This is a genomic window from Tepidamorphus sp. 3E244 (assembly GCF_046159835.1).
GTDB lineage: Bacteria > Pseudomonadota > Alphaproteobacteria > Rhizobiales > Tepidamorphaceae > JACKJK01.
The window spans coordinates 535,717-554,657 of sequence record NZ_JBJXCY010000002.1 but is presented as its reverse complement, the minus strand read 5'-3'; the positions used below and the strand labels follow the sequence as shown (position 1 = coordinate 554,657).

General features: G+C 65.5%; 21 protein-coding genes. 9 read left to right on the top strand and 12 right to left on the bottom strand.

Features of this window, described 5'->3' with window-relative positions; translation table 11 throughout:
• Entirely contained in the window at window positions 1-498 is a 498-nt protein-coding gene (locus ACKTEK_RS11480) for a YbaK/EbsC family protein (RefSeq protein ID WP_409165433.1), read from the bottom strand.
• 88 nt (window positions 499-586) lie between these two features.
• Between ACKTEK_RS11480 and ACKTEK_RS11475 the strand changes: the two genes are divergently transcribed.
• Complete coding sequence (locus ACKTEK_RS11475; RefSeq protein WP_409165432.1) at window positions 587-1,411, top strand: hypothetical protein; 825 nt, start codon at window positions 587-589, stop codon at window positions 1,409-1,411.
• Here the strand turns inward: ACKTEK_RS11475 and ACKTEK_RS11470 are convergent.
• Window positions 1,396-2,394, bottom strand: coding sequence for a metallophosphoesterase family protein (locus tag ACKTEK_RS11470; RefSeq protein ID WP_409165431.1), 999 nt, complete (start codon window positions 2,392-2,394; stop codon window positions 1,396-1,398). The two genes, ACKTEK_RS11475 and ACKTEK_RS11470, sit on opposite strands and share 16 nt — an antisense overlap.
• A 74-nt stretch (window positions 2,395-2,468) precedes the next feature.
• Complete coding sequence (locus ACKTEK_RS11465; protein ID WP_409165430.1) at window positions 2,469-2,645, bottom strand: hypothetical protein; 177 nt, start codon at window positions 2,643-2,645, stop codon at window positions 2,469-2,471.
• A 203-nt stretch (window positions 2,646-2,848) separates the two neighbouring features.
• Between ACKTEK_RS11465 and ACKTEK_RS11460 the strand changes: the two genes are divergently transcribed.
• The 3 genes from ACKTEK_RS11460 (at window position 2,849) to ACKTEK_RS11450 (ending at window position 5,100) form a co-directional block, all read left to right on the top strand.
• On the top strand, window positions 2,849-3,310 hold the full coding sequence (locus tag ACKTEK_RS11460; RefSeq protein WP_409165429.1) for an NUDIX domain-containing protein: 462 nt from the start codon (window positions 2,849-2,851) through the stop codon (window positions 3,308-3,310).
• Window positions 3,311-3,388: 78 nt separating this feature from the next.
• Complete coding sequence (locus ACKTEK_RS11455) at window positions 3,389-4,309, top strand: LysR family transcriptional regulator (RefSeq protein ID WP_409165428.1); 921 nt, start codon at window positions 3,389-3,391, stop codon at window positions 4,307-4,309.
• 239 nt (window positions 4,310-4,548) lie between these two features.
• Window positions 4,549-5,100: a GNAT family N-acetyltransferase gene (locus tag ACKTEK_RS11450; RefSeq protein WP_409165427.1), complete on the top strand. Its 552-nt coding sequence runs from the start codon at window positions 4,549-4,551 to the stop codon at window positions 5,098-5,100.
• Window positions 5,101-5,108: 8 nt separating this feature from the next.
• Here the strand turns inward: ACKTEK_RS11450 and ACKTEK_RS11445 are convergent, their stop codons facing one another.
• Genes ACKTEK_RS11445 through ACKTEK_RS11430 form a run of 4 tightly spaced genes read right to left on the bottom strand, consistent with a single transcriptional unit; the run spans window position 5,109 to window position 11,962 of the window.
• A complete protein-coding gene (locus tag ACKTEK_RS11445; RefSeq protein WP_409165426.1) occupies window positions 5,109-7,190 on the bottom strand; it encodes a hypothetical protein in 2,082 nt (693 codons plus the stop codon).
• A gap of 4 nt (window positions 7,191-7,194) precedes the next feature.
• Window positions 7,195-10,026 carry a DUF4159 domain-containing protein gene (locus ACKTEK_RS11440; RefSeq protein WP_409165425.1) on the bottom strand — a complete coding sequence of 944 codons (2,832 nt, stop codon included), beginning with the start codon at window positions 10,024-10,026 and terminating at the stop codon, window positions 7,195-7,197.
• Window positions 10,023-10,958 carry a DUF58 domain-containing protein gene (locus ACKTEK_RS11435; protein ID WP_409165424.1) on the bottom strand — a complete coding sequence of 312 codons (936 nt, stop codon included), beginning with the start codon at window positions 10,956-10,958 and terminating at the stop codon, window positions 10,023-10,025. Before ACKTEK_RS11435 ends, ACKTEK_RS11440 begins: the two co-directional genes overlap by 4 nt.
• Entirely contained in the window at window positions 10,955-11,962 is a 1,008-nt protein-coding gene (locus ACKTEK_RS11430) for an AAA family ATPase (protein ID WP_409165423.1), read from the bottom strand. The genes ACKTEK_RS11435 and ACKTEK_RS11430 overlap by 4 nt, the downstream gene beginning before the upstream one ends.
• Before the next feature lie 137 nt (window positions 11,963-12,099).
• Between ACKTEK_RS11430 and ACKTEK_RS11425 the strand changes: the two genes are divergently transcribed.
• Genes ACKTEK_RS11425 through ACKTEK_RS11410 form a run of 4 tightly spaced genes read left to right on the top strand, consistent with a single transcriptional unit; the run spans window position 12,100 to window position 14,886 of the window.
• Entirely contained in the window at window positions 12,100-12,711 is a 612-nt protein-coding gene (locus ACKTEK_RS11425; protein ID WP_409165422.1) for a DUF1285 domain-containing protein, read from the top strand.
• 11 nt (window positions 12,712-12,722) lie between these two features.
• Window positions 12,723-13,382, top strand: coding sequence for an NUDIX hydrolase (locus ACKTEK_RS11420; RefSeq protein ID WP_409165421.1), 660 nt, complete (start codon window positions 12,723-12,725; stop codon window positions 13,380-13,382).
• Window positions 13,379-13,639, top strand: a complete 261-nt coding sequence (locus ACKTEK_RS11415) for a DUF6111 family protein (protein WP_409165420.1) — start codon at window positions 13,379-13,381, stop codon at window positions 13,637-13,639. Before ACKTEK_RS11420 ends, ACKTEK_RS11415 begins: the two co-directional genes overlap by 4 nt.
• Complete coding sequence (locus ACKTEK_RS11410) at window positions 13,636-14,886, top strand: CCA tRNA nucleotidyltransferase (protein WP_409165419.1); 1,251 nt, start codon at window positions 13,636-13,638, stop codon at window positions 14,884-14,886. Before ACKTEK_RS11415 ends, ACKTEK_RS11410 begins: the two co-directional genes overlap by 4 nt.
• Here the strand turns inward: ACKTEK_RS11410 and ACKTEK_RS11405 are convergent.
• From ACKTEK_RS11405 to ACKTEK_RS11385, 5 genes are all read right to left on the bottom strand, one after another.
• Entirely contained in the window at window positions 14,883-15,470 is a 588-nt protein-coding gene (locus ACKTEK_RS11405; protein ID WP_409165418.1) for a hypothetical protein, read from the bottom strand. The two genes, ACKTEK_RS11410 and ACKTEK_RS11405, sit on opposite strands and share 4 nt — an antisense overlap.
• A 57-nt stretch (window positions 15,471-15,527) precedes the next feature.
• Window positions 15,528-16,409, bottom strand: coding sequence for an oxygen-dependent coproporphyrinogen oxidase (hemF, locus tag ACKTEK_RS11400; RefSeq protein ID WP_409166150.1), 882 nt, complete (start codon window positions 16,407-16,409; stop codon window positions 15,528-15,530).
• 117 nt (window positions 16,410-16,526) lie between these two features.
• Window positions 16,527-16,892 (bottom strand): DUF2852 domain-containing protein, encoded by a 366-nt coding sequence (locus ACKTEK_RS11395; protein ID WP_409165417.1) that lies wholly within the window; start codon window positions 16,890-16,892, stop codon window positions 16,527-16,529.
• A 94-nt stretch (window positions 16,893-16,986) separates the two neighbouring features.
• Window positions 16,987-17,634 carry a TetR/AcrR family transcriptional regulator gene (locus ACKTEK_RS11390; RefSeq protein ID WP_409165416.1) on the bottom strand — a complete coding sequence of 216 codons (648 nt, stop codon included), beginning with the start codon at window positions 17,632-17,634 and terminating at the stop codon, window positions 16,987-16,989.
• Between the two features lie 52 nt (window positions 17,635-17,686).
• On the bottom strand, window positions 17,687-18,343 hold the full coding sequence (locus ACKTEK_RS11385) for a glutathione S-transferase family protein (RefSeq protein ID WP_409165415.1): 657 nt from the start codon (window positions 18,341-18,343) through the stop codon (window positions 17,687-17,689).
• 95 nt (window positions 18,344-18,438) lie between these two features.
• Between ACKTEK_RS11385 and ACKTEK_RS11380 the strand changes: the two genes are divergently transcribed.
• Entirely contained in the window at window positions 18,439-18,939 is a 501-nt protein-coding gene (locus tag ACKTEK_RS11380; protein ID WP_409165414.1) for a winged helix-turn-helix transcriptional regulator, read from the top strand.
• The last annotated feature ends 2 nt before the right edge of the window (window positions 18,940-18,941 follow it).

Here is an 18,941-nt window from a genome sequence, read left to right as displayed (position 1 = left end):
TCATTCGGTGACGGATGCGATCTGTGCTCCGGTGGCGCCCGCCAGCGCATGGGGGCTGACCTCGAACACGCATTTCGGCGTGCCGGCCGCCGCCCACACGACATTGTGGCGCAGCAGGTCCTGATCGAACACGGTGACCATCTGCGTGGCGTGGGCAATGGGGGCGACGCCGCCTATGGCAAACCCGGTCACGTCGCGCACGAATTTGGCATCAGGGCGCGTCAGCGGTTCGCCGAGAACCGATTCCATCGCCGTTTCGTTGACGCGGTTGTCGCCCGCCACAAGCAGAAGGTAGGGCGTGTCGGTGCGTGCGCCCTTGAAGACCAGCGACTTGACGATCTGGGCCACCTGGCAGCCGCATGCCATCGCTGCGTCGTCGGCGGTCCGGGTCGACTCGTCCATCTCCAGCACGCGAATCGACAGGCCGAGTTCTTCGGCAGCGTGGGCGACCCTCTGTGCGGCTTCTGGCAGGTTCTCGGTCATGGCAGGCCCTTTCATGCAGGCTTCTTCGCTGCTTGTTAATCAGATCGATATTAACTAACTTTTAACCATGATTTTTCCACTGCAACCGGGGCGATAAGCGGACATGACCGACGATCCGAAGACGGGTGACGATCGCGTTCGCGTGGTCGAAACGAGCAAATCCGGCGATGATGCCGCAAAAGCGGAAGCCAAGCCGGCGGCTGGCAATGTCACGCCGATGCGCGAGGGGCTTGCCGCCCAGCACAGCCGGTTGCGCGACGCGATGCGCCGTGCCCGCCTGAACGAGGCGGAACGCCGCGACGTCATCGTCTCGCTGCGCGAAGGCGAAGTCGCGCGGCTGGAAATGCTGCAGGACCAGCTGTCGGACGTGTTCGAAAGCACGCCGGAGGAAAGCGACCTGTTCGACGGGTCGATCCTGCCGGGCAACCCGCCGCGCCTGTGGATTGACGTGCTGGCTTATGTCTCCATGGCCCGCGACCGGCGCACCTACCAGTTCGTTCAGGAAGCACGATATGGCCGGCGCACCATCTTCGAGACGACCAGCCTTGAAGACATGGGCAAGCGGATCACCGACTACGTGGCAAGCCGCGTGCTGGAGCGCGAGCGCGCCATCGTCAGCGCCGAGCAGGAGTTGATCGAGCAGCGCCGCAAGGATGCAGCCCTCGACAGCGGCGAGATGGACCCCGCCACCCTGGTCGACAGCGCGAGCACGACCGAGCCTGATGAAGCCGTCGTGGTCGACACGGCCACCGGCGACGTGCAGGTGGTCCCCGTCAGTGATGAACCTGCAAGGGCAGAAGAGCCGCCTGCACCCGCGCGCGACAGCGGCAACGCGGTCGGATTGCGGCTGCTGGTGTCCTTCGTGCTGGGTGCACTTTGCGGTGCGGCCGCGCTGTTCGTCTACGGTGCGAACTACGTCGCGAACTGACCGGTCGCCAGTTGTGCGGTTGTCGGGTGCAGCGGCTGGCGCGTTAGCTCGATGAACTTCGGCTCGTCGCCTTCCTGATAGTCGGGTGACAACCCGCGCCGCACGAAGGTGACCCTGCGACCACCCGGCTGACCCTCGATCTTGTAGAGCGCGTAGCCCGCAGGCGGCTTGCGCGAGGTGCGCCGCGCGGACGCCGACGGGACCCCGACCACCGGCACGGGACCGTTCCTGCCGCGCATGACTTCCAGCGTCGACGTGTGGTTGTGGCCATGCAGGATGAGGTCCGCACCATAAGCGGCGATGATCTTGCCGAATGCCTTGGCATCGGTCAGCCCGCGACGGCCCTCCGCCAGTTCGCGCAGGGGCGGGTGATGGATCAGCACCACGCGGTAAAGACGCTCGTGGCACAGGATTTCCATGAGCTTTTCAAGGCCGGCAAGCTGCTTCTTGCCGATCTTGCCGGTGGACATGAAGGGCGCGGTCGGTACGGCGGTCGAAACGCCGATGATGGCGAGCTCGCCGCGCTTGCGCAGGTAGGGAAAGCCGTCCTCGTCCTGCAGCTTGCGGATTTCGCCGGCGGACGGGAGATGCGCGCTTTCCGCGCCGATGCGCATGTCATCGAGGCTGGTATAGGGGCGATAGGTGTCGCGCATGCCCGACAACGCACCGCCGACATAGGCGTCGTGATTGCCCGGAACAGCCGAGACATGCTCGGGATCGCCCAGCAACTGCATGTAATCGCGCGCTGGCTGCCACTCGCGGTGTGCGCCGACATTCACAAGGTCGCCGGTCATGGCGATGTGGTCGGGCGATTGTTCCTGCAGGTCTTCCAGCAGGGCGCGGGCGATGTCGCCGCGATGCACGCGGTTGCGGCCTCGCAGCCAGTTGACGTAGCCAATGGCGCGCTTGGACAGCAGTTCGAAGGTCTTGATGCGGCCTTCAAGCGGGATGTGGGTGTCGGAAAGGTGGGCTAAAACAAACATGGTCCGCGACGATAGCACCGTCGCGGACCATTTTGTGAAGTTTGAGCCGCGGTTTTGCGGCTCAGAACCTGTGCTTAGTAAGCGAACGTCGTCAGCGAGCAAATCGTGCTGCCGGTACGCATGTCGACGGCCGGACGCCACACGTAGCGCGTCGGGCGCGGTGCGGTTGCGGGGGCCGGAGCTGCGCCGGAAACGACCTCGGACACGACGTCATTCGTCCAGCGGAACGAATCCTGAAGTGCGGTGAACATCTTGAACCTGCCTTGGGGCTTTGAAGTAAAAACTCGCCGGGTTCGAAATCGGCTGAACTGTGCAGCATTTCGCCCGTCGTTGTTCCCGGCATATGCTCCTTCCGCACTGCAAAAGCCACACGCGGCGTTGCACATCAGCCCTGTCTTTCCCGCATGACGGCTTAATCAAAGTTTTACATGAACACCCAAGAAAAGAACCGCCGATGAACACCTTGCTGAGCCGTTTTGTCTTTCGGCCCTACTGGCGGCTGACCCGCGCCATGACACTTGGCGTGCGCGGCGTGGTGACCAATGGGGACGGCCACGTCCTGCTGGTGCGCCACAGTTATACGCCCGGCTGGCACTTCCCCGGCGGTGGCGTGGAGCGCGGCGAGACGATGCGGATCGCACTTGCCCGAGAATTGCAGGAGGAGGGCGGCGTGCAGCCGACCGCGCCGCCGCGCCTGCACGGCATCTACACCACCCAGAACTTTTCCGGCGATCACGTCGGGCTGTTCATCGTCGATGCCTGGGAGGCTGTGCCTTCCAGCCATGGCCACGAGATAACGGGATGTGACTTCTTTCCACTCGACAGCCTGCCGGACGACACGACGAAGGGCACACGGCTGCGGCTTGCGGAAATCCACGAGGGGCAGGCTGCGTCGGATTTTTGGAGCGACAGCTAGGCTGCTGACTTCCAGCTTGTTTTGGCAACGAAAAGCGGCCTAAAGAGACGGATTGTTGCCTGACAGGGAATGATCCTCATGGACCGGTTTGCCGAAGTCGAAGCCTTCGTGCGCATCGTGGATACCGGCGGCATCGGCGCCGCGGCCCGCCGCATGGGCGTTGCGAAGTCGGTCATCAGCCGCCGGCTGCGCGAGCTTGAAGACCGCCTCGGCGGGCGGCTCATCAACCGCACCACCCGGCAGTTCTCCCTGACGGAGACGGGCCGCGCCTACTACGAGCGCGTTTCGCAGCTGCTGGAAGACTTAGAGGATGCCGACCATGCGGCGCATTGCGATGCGCAGACGCTGATCGGCACCTTGCGCGTCGCGGCTCCGATGACCTTCGGCAACGTGCATCTGGCTCCGGCAATCGCCGAATTCCTGAAGCAGCATGCCGGGCTGCACATCCATCTCGATTTGAACGACAGGCGCGTCGACCTCGTGGAAGAGGGGTTCGACATGGCAATCCGCATCGGGCAACTGGCCGATTCCAGCCTGATCGCGCGCAAGCTCGCACCCGTTCGCAACGCGCTCGTCGCCAGTCCCGAATTTATCGCGCAACACGGCCCGCTGAAGATCGCGGAAGATTTCAATGACCTGCCGGCGCTGCGCTACACCGGAATTTCCGAGCGCGATGCCTTCCAGATCCGCCGGCCGGACGGGGAGAGCGTGCAACTGCGCCCGGACATCCGGATGCAGGCAAACAATGGCGAGATCCTCGTGCGCATGGCGGAAGCCGGGCTTGGCTTCATGTTCACGCCGACCTTCATCGCGGCGGCGGCCATCGATGCCGGGCGGCTGGACGTGCTGCTGCCCGACCACCAGCTTGGCGAGGTGACGGCCTACGCGATCTACCCGCCGGGGCGGAACCTCTCCACCAAGGTGCGCGCCTTCATCGATTTTCTCGTCGGGCGCTTCGGGGAGATGCCGTACTGGGACACCTGCATCGACAAGCAGTAAAAGGCCGTGCGCTGGATTTCCGTCGACATGGCGGGCGCGACTTGCTACCCAGCGCCATCATGACACGCGACATGCACACCGGCGGAATCGAACGACGACGACGCGAGGCACGGCAGCCAGCCTGCCGCGCATTGCCGCGCCGCCGCGCGTGTGCGTTCCCGGTTTTCGGCTGATCGACAGCTGAACGCGACCGGGGACCATCCCGGCGGAGATGTCTTCCCGATCATTCCGGTTCCGCCATGTCGCTTTCAAACCTTGCCGCCAATCCTTCCAGCGTCCTGCCTTCAGGCGCGATCATCCGCCCCGAACAGCCCGATGACGAAGCTGCCGTGGAGGCGCTCAACGCGCTCAGCTTCGGGCCGGGACGCTTTGCCAAGACGGCCTATCGCCTGCGCCGGAACAATCCGCCGCTGATTGCGTGCAACCGTGTCTGCATCCACGACTGTCGGCTGGTGGGGGCGGTTTGTTTCTCGCCGCTGCGGGTCGGCAGCGCGCCAGCCGTGCTGCTCGGGCCGCTCGCGGTACATCCGGATTTCAAGAACAAGAGGATCGGGCTGTCGCTGATGCTGGCGGGCATGCGGGCTGCACAAGAGGCCGGCGAGGCACTGGTCATCCTCGTCGGCGATCCGCCCTACTATGCGCGCGCCGGCTTCGTTCCCGTTCCGCGCGGCCAGATGGCGATGCCGGGGCCGGTCGACTACGGGCGGTTGCTCGCGTGCGAACTGAAAGACGGGGCGCTGGAGGCCGCGTGCGGTGCGGTGCGGGCGGACCCGCGCCGGGTGGCCGGCTAGGCAACGCGTCAGCGGCCTTCGCGGTACCAGGTTCCGGCGAGGGCTGCTAGCAGCAGAAGCATTCCGAGCAGGCCACCGAGCAGTGCCAGCGCATCGACGCCGTGGAGGACGGATGCCGTGCTCGGCTTGATGCCGATCCAGCCGTTTCCGGCATAGGTGCCGCCGGGGCGCACCGGCAGGATGCGCGGCACGGAAACATCGCCTGCCGGGCCGGTTTCGAAGATCGCGCCGCCGGTTGCCTCAACCGCCGGGCTGAGCGGCAGGGACGAGCGCGTCACTTCGGTCAGTTCGCGCGGGTCGAGCGGGCCAACACTGGCGAGCGTCGTCAGTTCGCCCTGCGTGATCCGGTAGAGGCCGAGCAGGCTTGTCTGCATCGATCCTTCGAACAGGCCCGGCTGGCTTTCGGTCAACTGCACATCCTGCTCGAAATCATCGGGTGCAGTGACGCGCACGGGGCCTGGATTGTCGCCCATGGTTCGGCGGGAAACGACGATGGAATTGCCGCGCGTGCGCGCCGTCAGCGCCTCTTCTTCCAGCACCGGCTCCTTCATCAGCCAATGGGAGAGCCGGCGCAGCAGGCCGACATAGGGACCGCCGCCCTCAAAGCCGCGTGCCCACAGCCATGTGTGGTCGGACAGGAACAGCGCCACGCGGCCTTCGTCCTCGCGCGACACGACCAGCAGCGGCTGGTCGTCCGGCCCGTTCATCAGCACGTTGCCGCGATCGACCTGCGCCTGCACCTGCCGGAACCAGCGGCTCCATGCCGGCGGCTCCTGCTGCGCGCCTTCAAGCTCGGCGGTGATCGGGTGGCGGTCGCCCTGGTCGGACAGGCGCGGATGGTACGGCTCTTCGGTCACCGAACCGGTCGGCTCGGCGGGCAGGACCTGCGCCAGTGGCGTGCGGTAGAGGCTGCCGGAACTGGCATAGTCCGGCCCGGCGGCCACCAGCAGCGCGCCGCCGTTTCGCACGTACTCGGCGATGTTGTCGAAGTAGAGCACTGGCAACACGCCGCGCCGCTGGTATCGGTCGAAGATGATGAGGTCGAACTCGTCGATCTTCTCCTGGAACAGCTCGCGCGTCGGGAATGCGATCAGCGAAAGCTGCGAGATCGGTGTGCCGTCCTGCTTCTCCGGTGGCCGCAGGATGGTGAAGTGCACGAGGTCGACGGTGGCATCGGACTTCAGGATGTTGCGCCAGGCACGCTCGCCCGCGTGCGGTTCGCCCGAGACCAGCAGCACGCGCAGGTTCTGGCGGATGCCCTCGGTGACGAAGACCGCGCGGTTGTTGGCGCCGGTGATCTCGTTCTCGGCTTCCTCGACCTCGACCTCGAAGATGTTCTGGCCGCCGTGGGCGACTTCGATGTTCTCGCTCACCGTCTCGCCGGGGGTGACCATGCGCGTTGCAAGGTCCTGTCCGTCGCGGCGGATGGTGACGCGCACGCGGCCCGACGGGGTGCCCGCGCCATCGTCGGAGAAGGTCTCAACGATGCGGAAGTTGACGGTCTTTTCCTCGCCGACGATGCCGAAGCGCGGCGGGTTGTGCAGCACCACGCGGCGGTCGCGCTCGTCTTCGCGCCCTGTCAGCAGCACGTGAACCGGCGCGTCGAAGCCGAGGTTCGCCATGTTGGCGGGAATGTCGTGGACGCGACCGTCCGTCACGAGGATGACGCCGCCGATCCGGTCGGAAGGCACATCGGCCATTCCGCGTGACAACGCTTCGAAAAGCTCCGTGCCGTCGCTGCCCGTTCCGCTGGTCGCGGTGATCCAGCGCACGTCCATGTCCGGCATGCGTGCCAGCCGCGCGTCGATCTGCGCGCGCACCTCGTCAGTCTGCGCCTCGCGCTGGTCCAGCGTCTGGCTTTGGCTGCGGTCGAGCACCACGGCGACGACGCCGGGAAGCGGTTCACGGTCCTCGCTGCGCATCGACGGGTTCATCAGTGCGATAACGAGCAGGCACAGCAGGCCAGCGCGCAGCACCGAACCCTTGCCGCGCGACAGCAGCGCCGCGATGGCCGCAACCGCTGCGATTGCGCCGAGGATGGCGAGCCAGACGAGGTCCAGATGCGGATTGAAGGCGATGGACAAATTCATGGTGTCACTGCCCCAGCCGTTCGAGGAGGGCTGGAATATGGACCTGGTCGGCCTTGTAGTTGCCGGTCAGGGTGTACATCACGATGTTGATGCCGACCCGGTAGGACAGTTCGCGCTGCCACTCATTGCCGGACGAGACCGGAAACATCGGCTGACCGTTGTCGTTGACCGCCCATGCACCGGCAAAATCGCTGGAGGTGATGAGCACGGCGGACACGCCGTCTGCATTGCTGGCGGGGCGCGGCGGCGCGTTCGGGTCGCGCTCGGTCTGCTCCACCCATAGCGGCATGCCGACATAGCGGCCGGGGAACTCCTGCAGGAGATAGAACGCCTTGGTGATGACGTGGTCGGCGGGAACGGGCGCAAGCACCGGAATGTTCAGGCCGCCCAGCACCCGGCGCATCCAGGCCTGGCCGGCAGACGCGCCGCTGATCTCGGTCGCGCCGGTTGCGGCATCGCGGGTGTCGAAGAGGATCGTGCCGCCGTTCTGCAGATAGGAATTGAGCCGGTCGATGACTTCCGGCGACGGTGCCGGCATGTCCGGGTCGATGGCCCAGTAGATCAGCGGGAAGAACGCGAGTTCGTCCGTCTCGATATTGACGGCCAGCGGGCTGCCCGGTTCCAGCGCCGTGCGGCGGGCGAGCATTTCGGTCAGGCCGTGGAGGCCGGCGCGGGTGACGCGGTCGATCTGCGAGTTGCCGGTTTCCACGAAAGCCAGCCGGGTGACGAGGCTCGCTTCCAGTGCGAACTGCTCGTCGACCGGGTCCGTCGGCTCCTGTGCGCGGGCGGGGTCGGCTGCCAGCACGGGCAGCAGCGCCAGCGCAAAGACCAGCGCGCCGCGTTCGGGCATCAGTTGCGGGCGACGTCCGGTGAGCAGCAGCATGGCGACCGTATCGACGATCGCGAGGATCAGCGCTGCCACGAGCATCCACGCGGTTAGATCGAACGGATCAGCGATGACGTAGCTGTCGCGGACGGTGCCTTCGGGCAGCACGCCGAGTGGTTCGTATGCTTCGCCGATGGTGAGGTTCAGCGCACGGAACCCGTCATCGGTGCCATAGAGGCCCGGCGGATGGGCGAGCGAAGGGATCGTGTCGGCGATCAGCCCTGCATTGATCGGCTCGGCGCGCACGCCGGGCTGCACGAGGCGGCCTTCACCGTCGAGCTGGCGATGGGGCCGCAGCACCGGGCCGGCCTGCTGGGCCGCAGTCTGCTCCGTGGCGTCGCCATCGTCGGCCGTGGCGCCGGAGGTGCCCCCGAGCGCGGTCACGCGACGGAGCATTTCAACGAAGACGCCGGAGATCGGCAGGTTCGACCATGCGGTATCAGCGGTAACGTGGAACAGCACGATCCAGCCGCGCCCTCGCGGGGCGGCGGTGACCAGCGGCGTTCCGTCCTGAAGCTGCGCCCAGACGCGTTCGGGCAGTTCGGCGGAGGGTTCGGCCAGCACCTGCCGGTTGACGAGAACGTCGCCGGGAACCTCCAGACCCGCGAAGGGGCTGCCGGGCGCGAAGGCTGCAAGCGGTTGCGGCTCGCTCCACGACAGCGTGCCGCCGAGGCTGCGTTCGCCACGCCGCAGGTCGACCGGCACGAGGCTGTCGGTGGAGGCGGCCATGCGCGGGCCTGCAAAGCGTAGCAGCACGCCGCCATTCTCGACCCATCTTGCGAGATCGTCTTCCGCGCCGGTGAGCGCGCCGATATCGGCCAGCACCATCATCGAGACGCGCTGGGCGACGAGTTCATCCACCGTCTGCGCCAGCGTGCCGGCGCGCGGTTCGCGCAGGTCGGCGAAGGGGCCGACGGCGCGGGTGATGTAGTAAAGCGGCGAGAGCAGCGGCTGCGCGCGCTCCTGTGCGGCACCGGAAATGATGCCAACCGTGCGGCGGCGCCAGCGATCATCCAGTAGGTGAACGGAGGCAGCCGTCGGATTTTCCGCGATTTCCAGCCGGGCGATGTCGTTGCGCAGTTCGACCGGCATCTCGATCTTGGCTTCGGCGACATTTGTGCCGGGCGCGAAGGCAAAGGGTGTCTCCGCCATCGTCGCGCCCTTGAGGTCGAGCGCACGAATCGTGCCGGTGCGCCCGCCAGAGGACTGCGCTGCACGGATCGTCACGTCGAGGGAGGCTGCGCCATTAACCGGCGCATCCAGCACCAGCGGCAAGTCGGTCGCAGGCGGCGTGACGACGCGCAGTTCTGCGTCTGGGGCCATTTGGGCCAGCGCCTCGCCGAAGCGTTCGCCGTCGTTGCCCGCAACACCGTCCGAGAACCACGTCACGGCACCGGCCTGCGTGTCGCTCAGCGCGATGCGCAGGCGGTTGATTGTCGCGATGCGGTTGGCCGTGACCGGCTGCGGCTCGATGGCGGCCAGCCGTTCGCGCGCTTCGGCGGCATCGAACGGGCCAGCCGGCGTGTTGAAATCAAGCGGCGCGGTGGAGGCGAGGACGACCGGTTGCCCGGCGGAATCGGCGGCGTCGATTGCAGCCTCGGCGGCTTCGCGCATCTCGTCGCGATGGGGACCGGAGGCCCAGCCGTTGTCGACCACGAGGACCAGCGCGCCTTCGGTGGAAACCGGCGCGCTCGGCGGGTTGAGGATCGGCCCCGCCATGGCAAAGACCACGAGGGCAGCAATCGCCATACGCAGCAGCGTCAGCCAGAGCGGGCTCTTTGCGCGGGTCTCGTCGCGCTTCATAAGCTCGGCGAGGATCCGCGTCGGCGGAAATGCCTGACGGTGCGGACGCGGCGGGGTGAACCGCAGCAGCCACCAGATGACCGGCAGCGCGATCAACCCGGCCAGTGCCAGCGGCTGCGCGAACCCGATTGCGGGCAGGAAATTCATGCCGCCACCCCGGCGTGACCGTGGGTCAGGCGCTCATGCAGGCCAAGCAGGCATTCCGCCGCCGGCCTGTCGGTGTGGTGGACGGTGAAGCTCCAGTCGAGACGCTGGCAGATGGCGGCGATGCGCGCGCGGCGCTCCTGCATCCGCGCGACATAGGCATCGCGGATCGCCTCGGACTTTCCGAGCACCAGCTTCATCGAGGTTTCGGGATCGGCGAACTCGATGCGGCCGTCGAAGGGGAAGGTCTCCTCGACGGGATCAACGATCATCACGACGTGGCCGCGCACACCGGCGCTGGCGATGGCGGTTGCCGAGGTTTCGATATCGACGACGGTGTCGAGGAGGTCTGAGAACACCACGAGATCGGAAAAACGGCCCATGCCCGTCGGCGCGGGGAGCGACGATCCGGCGCGGGCGTCTGCGTCGCGCGAAATGGCTTCGGCGGCGCGCTCGGCCACCTGCCGTTGTGCGGTCGGGTTGAAGCGACCGACAAGGCCGACGCGCTCGGCACCGCGCACCGCGAGGTCACCCAGCGCCAGCGCGAGGACGACGGCGCGGTCTATCTTGGCGCGCTGAGCGAGGTTGGAGGCAAAATACATGGACGGCGACTGGTCGATGGAGAGCCACAGCGTGTGGGCGGCTTCCCACTCGCGCTCGCGGACATAGAGGTTCTCGTCGCGCGCGGAGCGTCGCCAGTCTATGCGCTTGGCCGGTTCGCCCTGCTGGAAATGGCGGAACTGCCAGAAGGATTCACCGGGGCCCGAGCGCCGCCTGCCGTGGAGGCCGTGGGCGACCGTATTAGCCACGATCCGGCTTTCGAGCAGGAGGTCGGGCATGCGGCCGGCTAGGTCGGAGGCTTCCGACAGGCGTTCCAATGCCCCGCGGTCGAGCGCACGGTCCCGCTGACGTTCGCGTGCGCGCGTTGCAATCACATCGACGACCCAACGAACCCGGCAATGGCCTCCGAAACGGTCTTGCCTTCGGCGCGGGCGGAGAAGGTCATGGCCATGCGGTGCTTCAGGATCGGTTCGGCGAGGGCGGCGACATCCTCCAGAGAAGGCGCAAGTCGACCGTCGACCAGCGCGCGGGCACGCGCGGTGAGCATCAGCGCCTGGCTGGCGCGGGGGCCGGGGCCCCAAGCGATGTCCCGGTCGATCCGCTCGTCGCCGCTGCCGGGACGGGCGGTGCGTACGAGCTTGAGGATGGCATCGACAACCGAATCTCCGACGGGGATCCGCCGGATCAGCCGCTGCGCCGCCATCAGTTCGTCGGTGTTGAGGACGGCGCGCGCAACGGACTCCGTTCCGCTGGTCGTCTCGGCCAGCATACGCCGCTCGGCAGCGAGGTCGGGATAGCCGACGTCGATCTGCATCAGGAAGCGGTCGAGCTGGGCTTCGGGCAGCGGGTAGGTGCCTTCCTGCTCCAGCGGGTTCTGGGTTGCCAGAACGTGGAACGGGCGCGGCAGGTCGTGGCGCTGGCCGGCAATCGTGATGTGGTGCTCCTGCATCGACTGGAGCAGCGCGGACTGGGTGCGCGGGCTGGCGCGGTTGATCTCGTCTGCCATCAGCAGCTGGCAGAAGACCGGCCCGGGGATGAAGCGGAACGACCGCTTGCCCATGCTGTCTTCTTCCAGGACTTCCGAGCCGAGAATGTCGGAGGGCATCAGGTCCGGCGTGAACTGGATCCGGCTGGCATCGAGGCCAAGCACCGTGCCGAGTGTTTCCACCAGCTTGGTCTTGGCAAGGCCGGGGACGCCGACGAGCAGCGCGTGGCCGCCCGACAGGATGGTCACGAGAGCTTTCTCGATGACATCGTCCTGGCCAAAGATGACGTTACCCATCGCCTCGCGCGCGGCAGCGAGCCGTTCGGCAAGCTTGTCGGCCTCGGCGACGATATCGGACTGGTTCTGGTCGGCAGGATTTTTGATCGTGTTCATGAGCCAACTATATGCAGCGCTGTGGTCCGACAGAAAGTGGGGGTCGCGCACTTTCGTTCGAAAATGATGGCCAATCTGTGGTTGACTGACCGGGCCGACGGCTCGATCAACAGCCGAAACCAAGACCAGACGAGGCGATGACAGCGGATTCAGCAAAAGAGGCGAGCGATAGCGGGGCATTTCAGCGGCTGATCGCGCAGATCGGCAACGAATCCGCGCGCGGACCTGCGCCAGTTCATTTGTGGAACCCGGACTATTGCGGCGAAATTGACATGCGGATCGCTGCCGACGGCACTTGGTTCTATCTCGGCACGCCAATCGGCCGGAAACCGCTTGTGAAGCTGTTTGCAAGCGTGTTGCGGCGCGACCCGGAACGCTTCGTTCTCGTGACGCCGGTCGAGCGGATCGGCATAGAAGTGGATGATGCGCCATTTGTCGCAGTCGGCATGGAGGTCGAAGGCGAAGAACACGATCAGGTGATCGCGTTCCGCACCAATGTCGATGATGTGGTGAGCGTCGATGCGGATCACCCGCTGCGATTCGAAATCGAGCAAGGGACCGATGGCCTGAAACCCTACGTGCTGGTTCGCGGCGGGCTCGAGGCGCTGGTGACGCGGGCCGTCTTCTACGACCTCGTGGCGCTGGGCGAAGAACACGACCTTGCCGACGGCGAAACCCATTTCGGCGTGTGGAGCGCGGGGACCTTCTTCCCCATGGCGCGCGCCAGCGACATCGCGGCCTATCGCTGATGCGGCAGGACATGACCATCGACACCTCCGCCTTCTCGCGCGAGGGTGTGCTGGAGCGGCTTCGCGGCGGGTTGCTGCCGGACGTTCCCGCTGCCGACGCCGACGAAACCGTGCATCCCGACCGGGGCGACCACGACCTCAATCCCGGAATGACGCCGGGCTTTCTTGCCACCAGCAAGCGGCGCGCAGCCGTGCTCGTGCCGCTGATCGAGCGCAGCGCGGGCATGCACGTCATTTTGACGACGCGGACCGATCACCTGCCAAACCATGCGGGACAGATCTCGTTTCCCGGCGGCAAGATCGACAAGGGCGACGACGGGCCGAAGGCAGCCGCGCTGCGCGAGGCGCGCGAGGAAATCGGCCTGCCTGCGCAGATGGCCGAGCCGCAGGGCTATCTCGACCTTTACGAGACCTCGACCGGCTTTCGCATCGTGCCGCTCGTCGCTTTCATCGACCGCAGCTTCGTGCCGGTCCCCGAGCCTGGCGAAGTTGCCAACGTGTTCGAGGTGCCGCTGGCGTTCCTGATGGATGCGGCGAACCACCAGCGCGGGGCGCGCGAGTGGAAGGGCCGCGAAAGGCAGTTTTACGTGATGCCCTTCAAAGAGCATTATATCTGGGGCGCGACCGCGGGCATCATCCGCAATCTCTACGACAGGACGTTTGGCCGATGATCAGAATTATCGCGATACAGCTCCTGTTCTTCCTGATGCCTTTCGCTCTCTACGGGTTCTACCTCTATTTCAACAATCGCAGCGTCGACAAATCCGAGAACTGGCGTCCACAACTCTACACGTTGATCGCCAGTGGCATGGTCATCACCATCGCAGCCTTCGTGCTCATGGCCGCCTTCACCGGCGCGCCGCCGGACGGTGTCTACGTGCCGCCGCGCGTCGAGGACGGCGTGGTGATCCCGGGCGAGGTCAAGTGAGCGTCAGCGCGCAGCGCATCGCGGAGCTTTTCGGCGAGACGGCGAACGAGCGGCTTGCGGCGCTGCTTGAAACCGATCCCGCCCGCACGATCATGGACGTCTTCAATGCAGGCAATGTGTCGACGCGGATCGTTGGCGGTGCGGTTCGCAATGCGCTGAGCGGGTCCGGCAAGTCCGACATCGACTGCGCAACGGACGCGACGCCTTACCGCATCACGGACATGGCAGAGGCTGCCGGATTGAAGGCGGTCGGCACCGGAATCGACCACGGAACGGTGACGGTTCTCGTCGACGGCAAGCCAGTGGAGATCACCACGCTGCGCGCCGACGTGGAGACCGATGGCCGCCACGCCAAGGTCGCCTTCGGCACCGACTGGACAGCCGATGCGCAGCGCCGCGATTTCACGGTCAATGCACTGTATCTCGACGCCGAAGGAACCGTTCACGACCCGCTTGGCGGGATGGACGACATCGCTGCGCGGCGGCTGCGCTTCATTGGCGACCCGGCAGAGCGGATTGCGGAAGACTACCTGCGCGTGCTGCGGCTGTTTCGCTTTGCCGCGACCTTTGGCGGGACGCCGCAGGCGCAAGATCTCGCAGCGGTGGTGCGCGCGCTGCCGGGGTTGGCGCGGCTTTCGGCGGAGCGTGTCGGCAAGGAGCTTCTCACCCTTCTTGCCGCCTCTGATTCGGTTCCGGCGCTGGACCTCATGCAATCCCATGGCGTTCTGACGGAAATTCTCGATTGCGCACCCTCGCCGGGGCGCGTGGCGCGCTTCTTGGCGCTGGAGCAGGCAATGGGTTGGGAGCCTGACCCGGTGTTGCGGCTTGGCGCACTTGCCATGCACCACGCCGGAGATGCGGGCCGCCTGCAGGAAAGATTGCGCCTGTCCAACGCCCAGACCGAGCGGCTGCGCGCGGTATTCGATGGCTGGTGGCAGGTTGATGCCGGCATGGACGAGGCAAACCGCAAGGTTGCCATCTATCGTAGTGGTCCGGATGCCGCGCGCGACAGGCTCGCCGTTGCATGGCTTCAAGCCCGAGAGGCCGAACCATCTGCCAAGTGGATCAAGGCGATCCAACTGGCGCAAGAGTGGGTGCCGCCGAAATTCCCCCTGAGCGGGAAGGACCTCATGGCCGCCGGTGTCGCAGCCGGTCCGCAGATTGGCCAGCGGCTTGCCGAACTGGAAGAGACGTGGATCGCCAGCGGCTTCTCGCTGGATCGGGATGCGCTTCTCGCGCAGCTCTAGTCGGCCTGCTTGCGACGCCGGTTGAGCGCAACGAGCGCGCGCATGTAGTCGGGGGAATGCATGGCCGTGCTGGCAGGGGTCTTCAGACCGACCATGCGCGCCAACTGGCCGACGAATTCGTTGCAATTGCGCTGGAAAGCGGTGAAGCGACCGGGGTTTGCCGCGCGCTGTTCGATGACACGTTCCAGCTTGCGGAACAGGTTCGCGCTGACATTGCGGCGAAAGCTGACGACGGCGCGTGTCGCCTGGTCGGTCAGCTTGTAGCCGAGCTCGCCGGGGTAGCCGGTAATGGACCCGATGGTGCCGATGAACCCGTCGCGAGGATAGAAGCTTGCGATGCGGAGAATGCGGTCGCGGCCGGTGCGGGTGGTAACGCCGAGCACGGCATAGGCGTGGCCGGCGGGGACCGCATTGCGTGCGCGAAACTCGACGAACCAGCTCGCGGCATTGGCAGCCGAGCCGATCCGGTCGGGCGCCATGACCTTTCGGGCTGCAAACTGCGTCTCGCAGGCGCCTGCCTGCGTCGCGTGAACCACAAGCGCCAGCGATACAGCGCAAATGGCAATCAGGCCCCGAACAGCCATCTCCAGGCCCCCCGTTCCACCTGTCTCAAGCGGCCCACTTGTCTCAGGTGATCAATGTCAGGGCCACTTTACCACAGGCGGCATGGAAGAGAGGATCGACGCGACGTTGCCGCCGGTCTTCAGGCCGAAAATCGTGCCGCGGTCGTAGAGCAGGTTGAACTCGACATAGCGACCGCGCCGCACGAGCTGTTCCTCGCGCTGGGCCGGTGTCCAGGGCGTCGCGAAATTGGCGCGCACGAGATCGGGATAGCAGTCGTGGAAGGCGCGCCCGACATCCTGCACGAACGCAAAATCCGCCTCCCAGTCGTCGGTGTTCACGTAGTCGAAGAAGATGCCGCCGATGCCGCGCGACTCGTTGCGGTGGGCGAGGTGGAAATACTCGTCGCACCACTTCTTGTAAGCGGCATAGTCGCGCTTGTTGGCGAGGCAAGGTACCTCCATCGCCTTGTGGAAGGCGATCGTGTCGGGGTCTTCCTGCGTGCGGCGCGCATCGAGCACCGGCGTCAGGTCCGCGCCGCCGCCGAACCACTGCTTGCTGGTGACCACCATGCGCGTGTTCATGTGCACGGCGGGCACGTTGGGATTGTGCAGGTGGGCGATGAGCGAGATGCCGGCAGCCCAGAAGCGGGGGTCCGCGTCGGCGCCGGGGATCTGCTTGGCGAATTCCGGTGCAAAGGTGCCGTGGACAGTGGACACGTGCACACCGACTTTTTCGAACACGCGGCCCTTCATCATTGACATGACGCCGCCGCCGCCCGGCTCGCTGTCATGGTTGGTGCGCTTCCAGGGTGTGCGCTCGAAGCGGCCGGCCGGTTCGCCTGATTGCGGGAGCCGGGGAGGGCAGTCATCCTCGATCTGTTCGAACTCTCGGCAGATGTCGTCGCGCAACCGGGCAAACCAGCTCGCCGCGCGCTCTTTTTGCTTTTCCAGATTTTCCATGCGCGTGACGTAGGGCCAAGCGCGGTGCCGTTTCAATGGGCGCCTTCGTCGCAGGCAAAAGAAAACCGCCCGGCGGGGGGACCGGGCGGCTGAACTCTTGTCGGATCGGGCTTCGCGTCAGGCGGCTTCGGGTTCCGGGCCGCCATTGTTCTTGCGGGCGGACATGAAGTCCTCGAACTCGGCCTTGTCCCGTGCCATGCGCAGCTTGGCGAGGAACTCCTTGAAGGCGTCCTGCTCTTCTTCGAGACGGCGAATGGTTTCCGCCTTGTACTCGTCGAAGGCCGCGTTGCCGCTGGAGCGCATCGTGGCCCCCATGGTCTTGAGGTTCTCACGCTTCCATTTTCCGCACTTCATGCGTCCACTCCATATCATGTAGCCGATCACGGCCAGACCAAGCGGCCAGAACAGGATGAAGCCGATGATCACAGCCGCGATCCAGGCGCCCCTGCCGTACGAGTCCAGTTTTGCGACGATGTCGTTCATTGTGACCTCGGTGTGTTAATGTTATTAACATTCACATAGGTGGGCGACAGCTCGCGGCTTGTCAAGACGCCGGCATACGGGACGGCGGAAATTTTCAGCGGGTGGCGGACGGGTCGTGGCCGAGGCCCGACAGGTAGATCAGCAGCCCGGCTTCCAGCAGGTCTTCCGGCGGAACAGGCAGGGGCCTGCGTCCGGCGTCGCCACGCGCAAAGAGCGATGCAATGCCATGGGCCATGGACCAGATGTGCAGCGCCATCATGCGCGCCGGGGCACGCTTTGCCGGCGGCAGGGTCGCGTGGATGTCCTCGCTGGCCGTCTGCAGCACCGCATAGGCGCGGTCAGCCTGGACGCTCATCGAACTGTCCGCGCCAGGCGACAGGCTCGATTCGAACATTGCGGAGTAGAGCGCGGGTTCCTCGCGCGCGAAGGCGAGATAGGCATGTCCCACGCGCTCCAACGCGGTGACAGGATCGGGGTTGCCGTCCTCCCAGGCGCGCTCCAGCGCGTCGGCGAACTTGGAGTAGCCCTCCGAGGCGACGGCTGCCATCAGGTCCTCGCGGTCCTTGAAATGGCGGTAGGGAGCCGCGGCGCTGACGCCGGCCATGCGTGCTGCCTCGGCCAGCGTCACGCCTTCGGAGCCGCGCTCGCCGATGAGGGAGAGCGCGGCCTGCACCAGCGCCTCGCGCAGGTTGCCATGATGGTAGCCGCGTTTTCCGCGGGGGCTCTTCCTCGACCAGCTCATGTGACGAGGGCTTACATCAATCCCCCGCGCGAGGGAAACGGAAAGGGCCGTGTCAGTCCTGGTCGGGTGCGCCGCCGGGGAAGTAGTGCCGGTATGGTCGGGCCTCCTCGACGCACCGCGCAACGGTCGGATGCGCAAGGAGCTGCTCGCGATATGCGCGCACGTTCGCACACGTCTTCGGAATGGGGCGAACCCAGTCAGCGTAGAACAGCGACGGCGCGGCGGCACAGTCGGCGAGCGAGAAGGTTTCGCCCGCCGCCCAGGTGCGCTCGGCCATGACCTTGTCGAGCCAGTCATAGGACCGGTCCAGCAGTTCCTCCGGCGTCTCGAAACCCTTGAAACCGTCCGGATTTTCGTGAATGCGAGTGAACACGATGCTCATCGTCGGCGTCATGACGTAGTTGTCGAAGATGCGGTCCATCATCCGCGTGTGCAGGGCTTCGGACGCATTAGCCGGCAGCAGCCGCTGCCCCTTGGAATATTTCAGATCAATATACTCGACGATGATCGTCGCCTCAAAGACCGGCACGCCGTCATCGACCAGTACGGGAAACCGCTTCATCGGCCAGATGCGCTGGTACTCCGCCCTGTTTTCCGGAAGCTCCGGGTCGACGCTGTGCAGCTCAAATACGACGTCATGCTCGTAAAGCGCGATCTTGGCTTTCTGGGTGTATGACGAGAAGGGATGTCCGTAGAACTCGATCGTCATGTCGTTTCCTTTTAGACTGATTGCAGAGTGCAATCAGATCGCAAAGGAAGCATAACCGGTTGCATTTCGCAATCAGAATATCCAGCTTATCTCTGATGACACAAACCTACCGGTCCACTTGCCCGATTAACTTGACGCTCGAAGCGCTGGGCGATCGGTGGAGCCTGATCGTCATTCGCGACCTGATGTTCGGCAATCGCCGCCAGTTTCGCGAAATACTGACCAACTCAGAGGAGCGGATTGCGTCGAACATCTTGGCGGACCGCCTGAAGAAGCTCGTCGCCTCAGGCCTGCTGACGCGCGAGGACCATCCCGACCACAAGCAGAAGGCCGTCTATTCGCTGACGGAGAAGGGCATCCAGCTTCTGCCGATCATCGTGCAGATGGGCATCTGGGGACGCAGGCACATGCCGGCCTCGCCGGAACTGGCGATCCGCGCGCAGGTGATGGAGAAGGGCGGGCCGGACCTGTGGGCTAGGTTCATGGATGAGCTGCGCGCCATCCATCTGGGCGCACCTGCGCCCGAACGTTCCGTCTTTGCCGAGCTTCAGGCCGCGTATCTTGCTGAAGTGGCCAGGCGCGGCGGCGCGGCCTGATC

What these genes read in the sequence shown, in the direction of transcription:
- ACKTEK_RS11480 (WP_409165433.1), bottom strand. Translation starts at nt 498, where the DNA reads ATGAAAGGGCCTGCCATGACCGAGAACCTGCCAGAAGCCGCACAGAGG.
- ACKTEK_RS11475 (WP_409165432.1), top strand. Translation starts at nt 587, where the DNA reads ATGACCGACGATCCGAAGACGGGTGACGATCGCGTTCGCGTGGTCGAA.
- ACKTEK_RS11470 (WP_409165431.1), bottom strand. Translation starts at nt 2,394, where the DNA reads ATGTTTGTTTTAGCCCACCTTTCCGACACCCACATCCCGCTTGAAGGC.
- ACKTEK_RS11465 (WP_409165430.1), bottom strand. Translation starts at nt 2,645, where the DNA reads ATGTTCACCGCACTTCAGGATTCGTTCCGCTGGACGAATGACGTCGTG.
- ACKTEK_RS11460 (WP_409165429.1), top strand. Translation starts at nt 2,849, where the DNA reads ATGAACACCTTGCTGAGCCGTTTTGTCTTTCGGCCCTACTGGCGGCTG.
- ACKTEK_RS11455 (WP_409165428.1), top strand. Translation starts at nt 3,389, where the DNA reads ATGGACCGGTTTGCCGAAGTCGAAGCCTTCGTGCGCATCGTGGATACC.
- ACKTEK_RS11450 (WP_409165427.1), top strand. Translation starts at nt 4,549, where the DNA reads ATGTCGCTTTCAAACCTTGCCGCCAATCCTTCCAGCGTCCTGCCTTCA.
- ACKTEK_RS11445 (WP_409165426.1), bottom strand. Translation starts at nt 7,190, where the DNA reads ATGAATTTGTCCATCGCCTTCAATCCGCATCTGGACCTCGTCTGGCTC.
- ACKTEK_RS11440 (WP_409165425.1), bottom strand. Translation starts at nt 10,026, where the DNA reads ATGAATTTCCTGCCCGCAATCGGGTTCGCGCAGCCGCTGGCACTGGCC.
- ACKTEK_RS11430 (WP_409165423.1), bottom strand. Translation starts at nt 11,962, where the DNA reads ATGAACACGATCAAAAATCCTGCCGACCAGAACCAGTCCGATATCGTC.
- ACKTEK_RS11425 (WP_409165422.1), top strand. Translation starts at nt 12,100, where the DNA reads ATGACAGCGGATTCAGCAAAAGAGGCGAGCGATAGCGGGGCATTTCAG.
- ACKTEK_RS11420 (WP_409165421.1), top strand. Translation starts at nt 12,723, where the DNA reads ATGACCATCGACACCTCCGCCTTCTCGCGCGAGGGTGTGCTGGAGCGG.
- ACKTEK_RS11415 (WP_409165420.1), top strand. Translation starts at nt 13,379, where the DNA reads ATGATCAGAATTATCGCGATACAGCTCCTGTTCTTCCTGATGCCTTTC.
- ACKTEK_RS11405 (WP_409165418.1), bottom strand. Translation starts at nt 15,470, where the DNA reads ATGGCTGTTCGGGGCCTGATTGCCATTTGCGCTGTATCGCTGGCGCTT.
- hemF (WP_409166150.1), bottom strand. Translation starts at nt 16,409, where the DNA reads ATGGAAAATCTGGAAAAGCAAAAAGAGCGCGCGGCGAGCTGGTTTGCC.
- ACKTEK_RS11395 (WP_409165417.1), bottom strand. Translation starts at nt 16,892, where the DNA reads ATGAACGACATCGTCGCAAAACTGGACTCGTACGGCAGGGGCGCCTGG.
- ACKTEK_RS11390 (WP_409165416.1), bottom strand. Translation starts at nt 17,634, where the DNA reads ATGAGCTGGTCGAGGAAGAGCCCCCGCGGAAAACGCGGCTACCATCAT.
- ACKTEK_RS11385 (WP_409165415.1), bottom strand. Translation starts at nt 18,343, where the DNA reads ATGACGATCGAGTTCTACGGACATCCCTTCTCGTCATACACCCAGAAA.
- ACKTEK_RS11380 (WP_409165414.1), top strand. Translation starts at nt 18,439, where the DNA reads ATGACACAAACCTACCGGTCCACTTGCCCGATTAACTTGACGCTCGAA.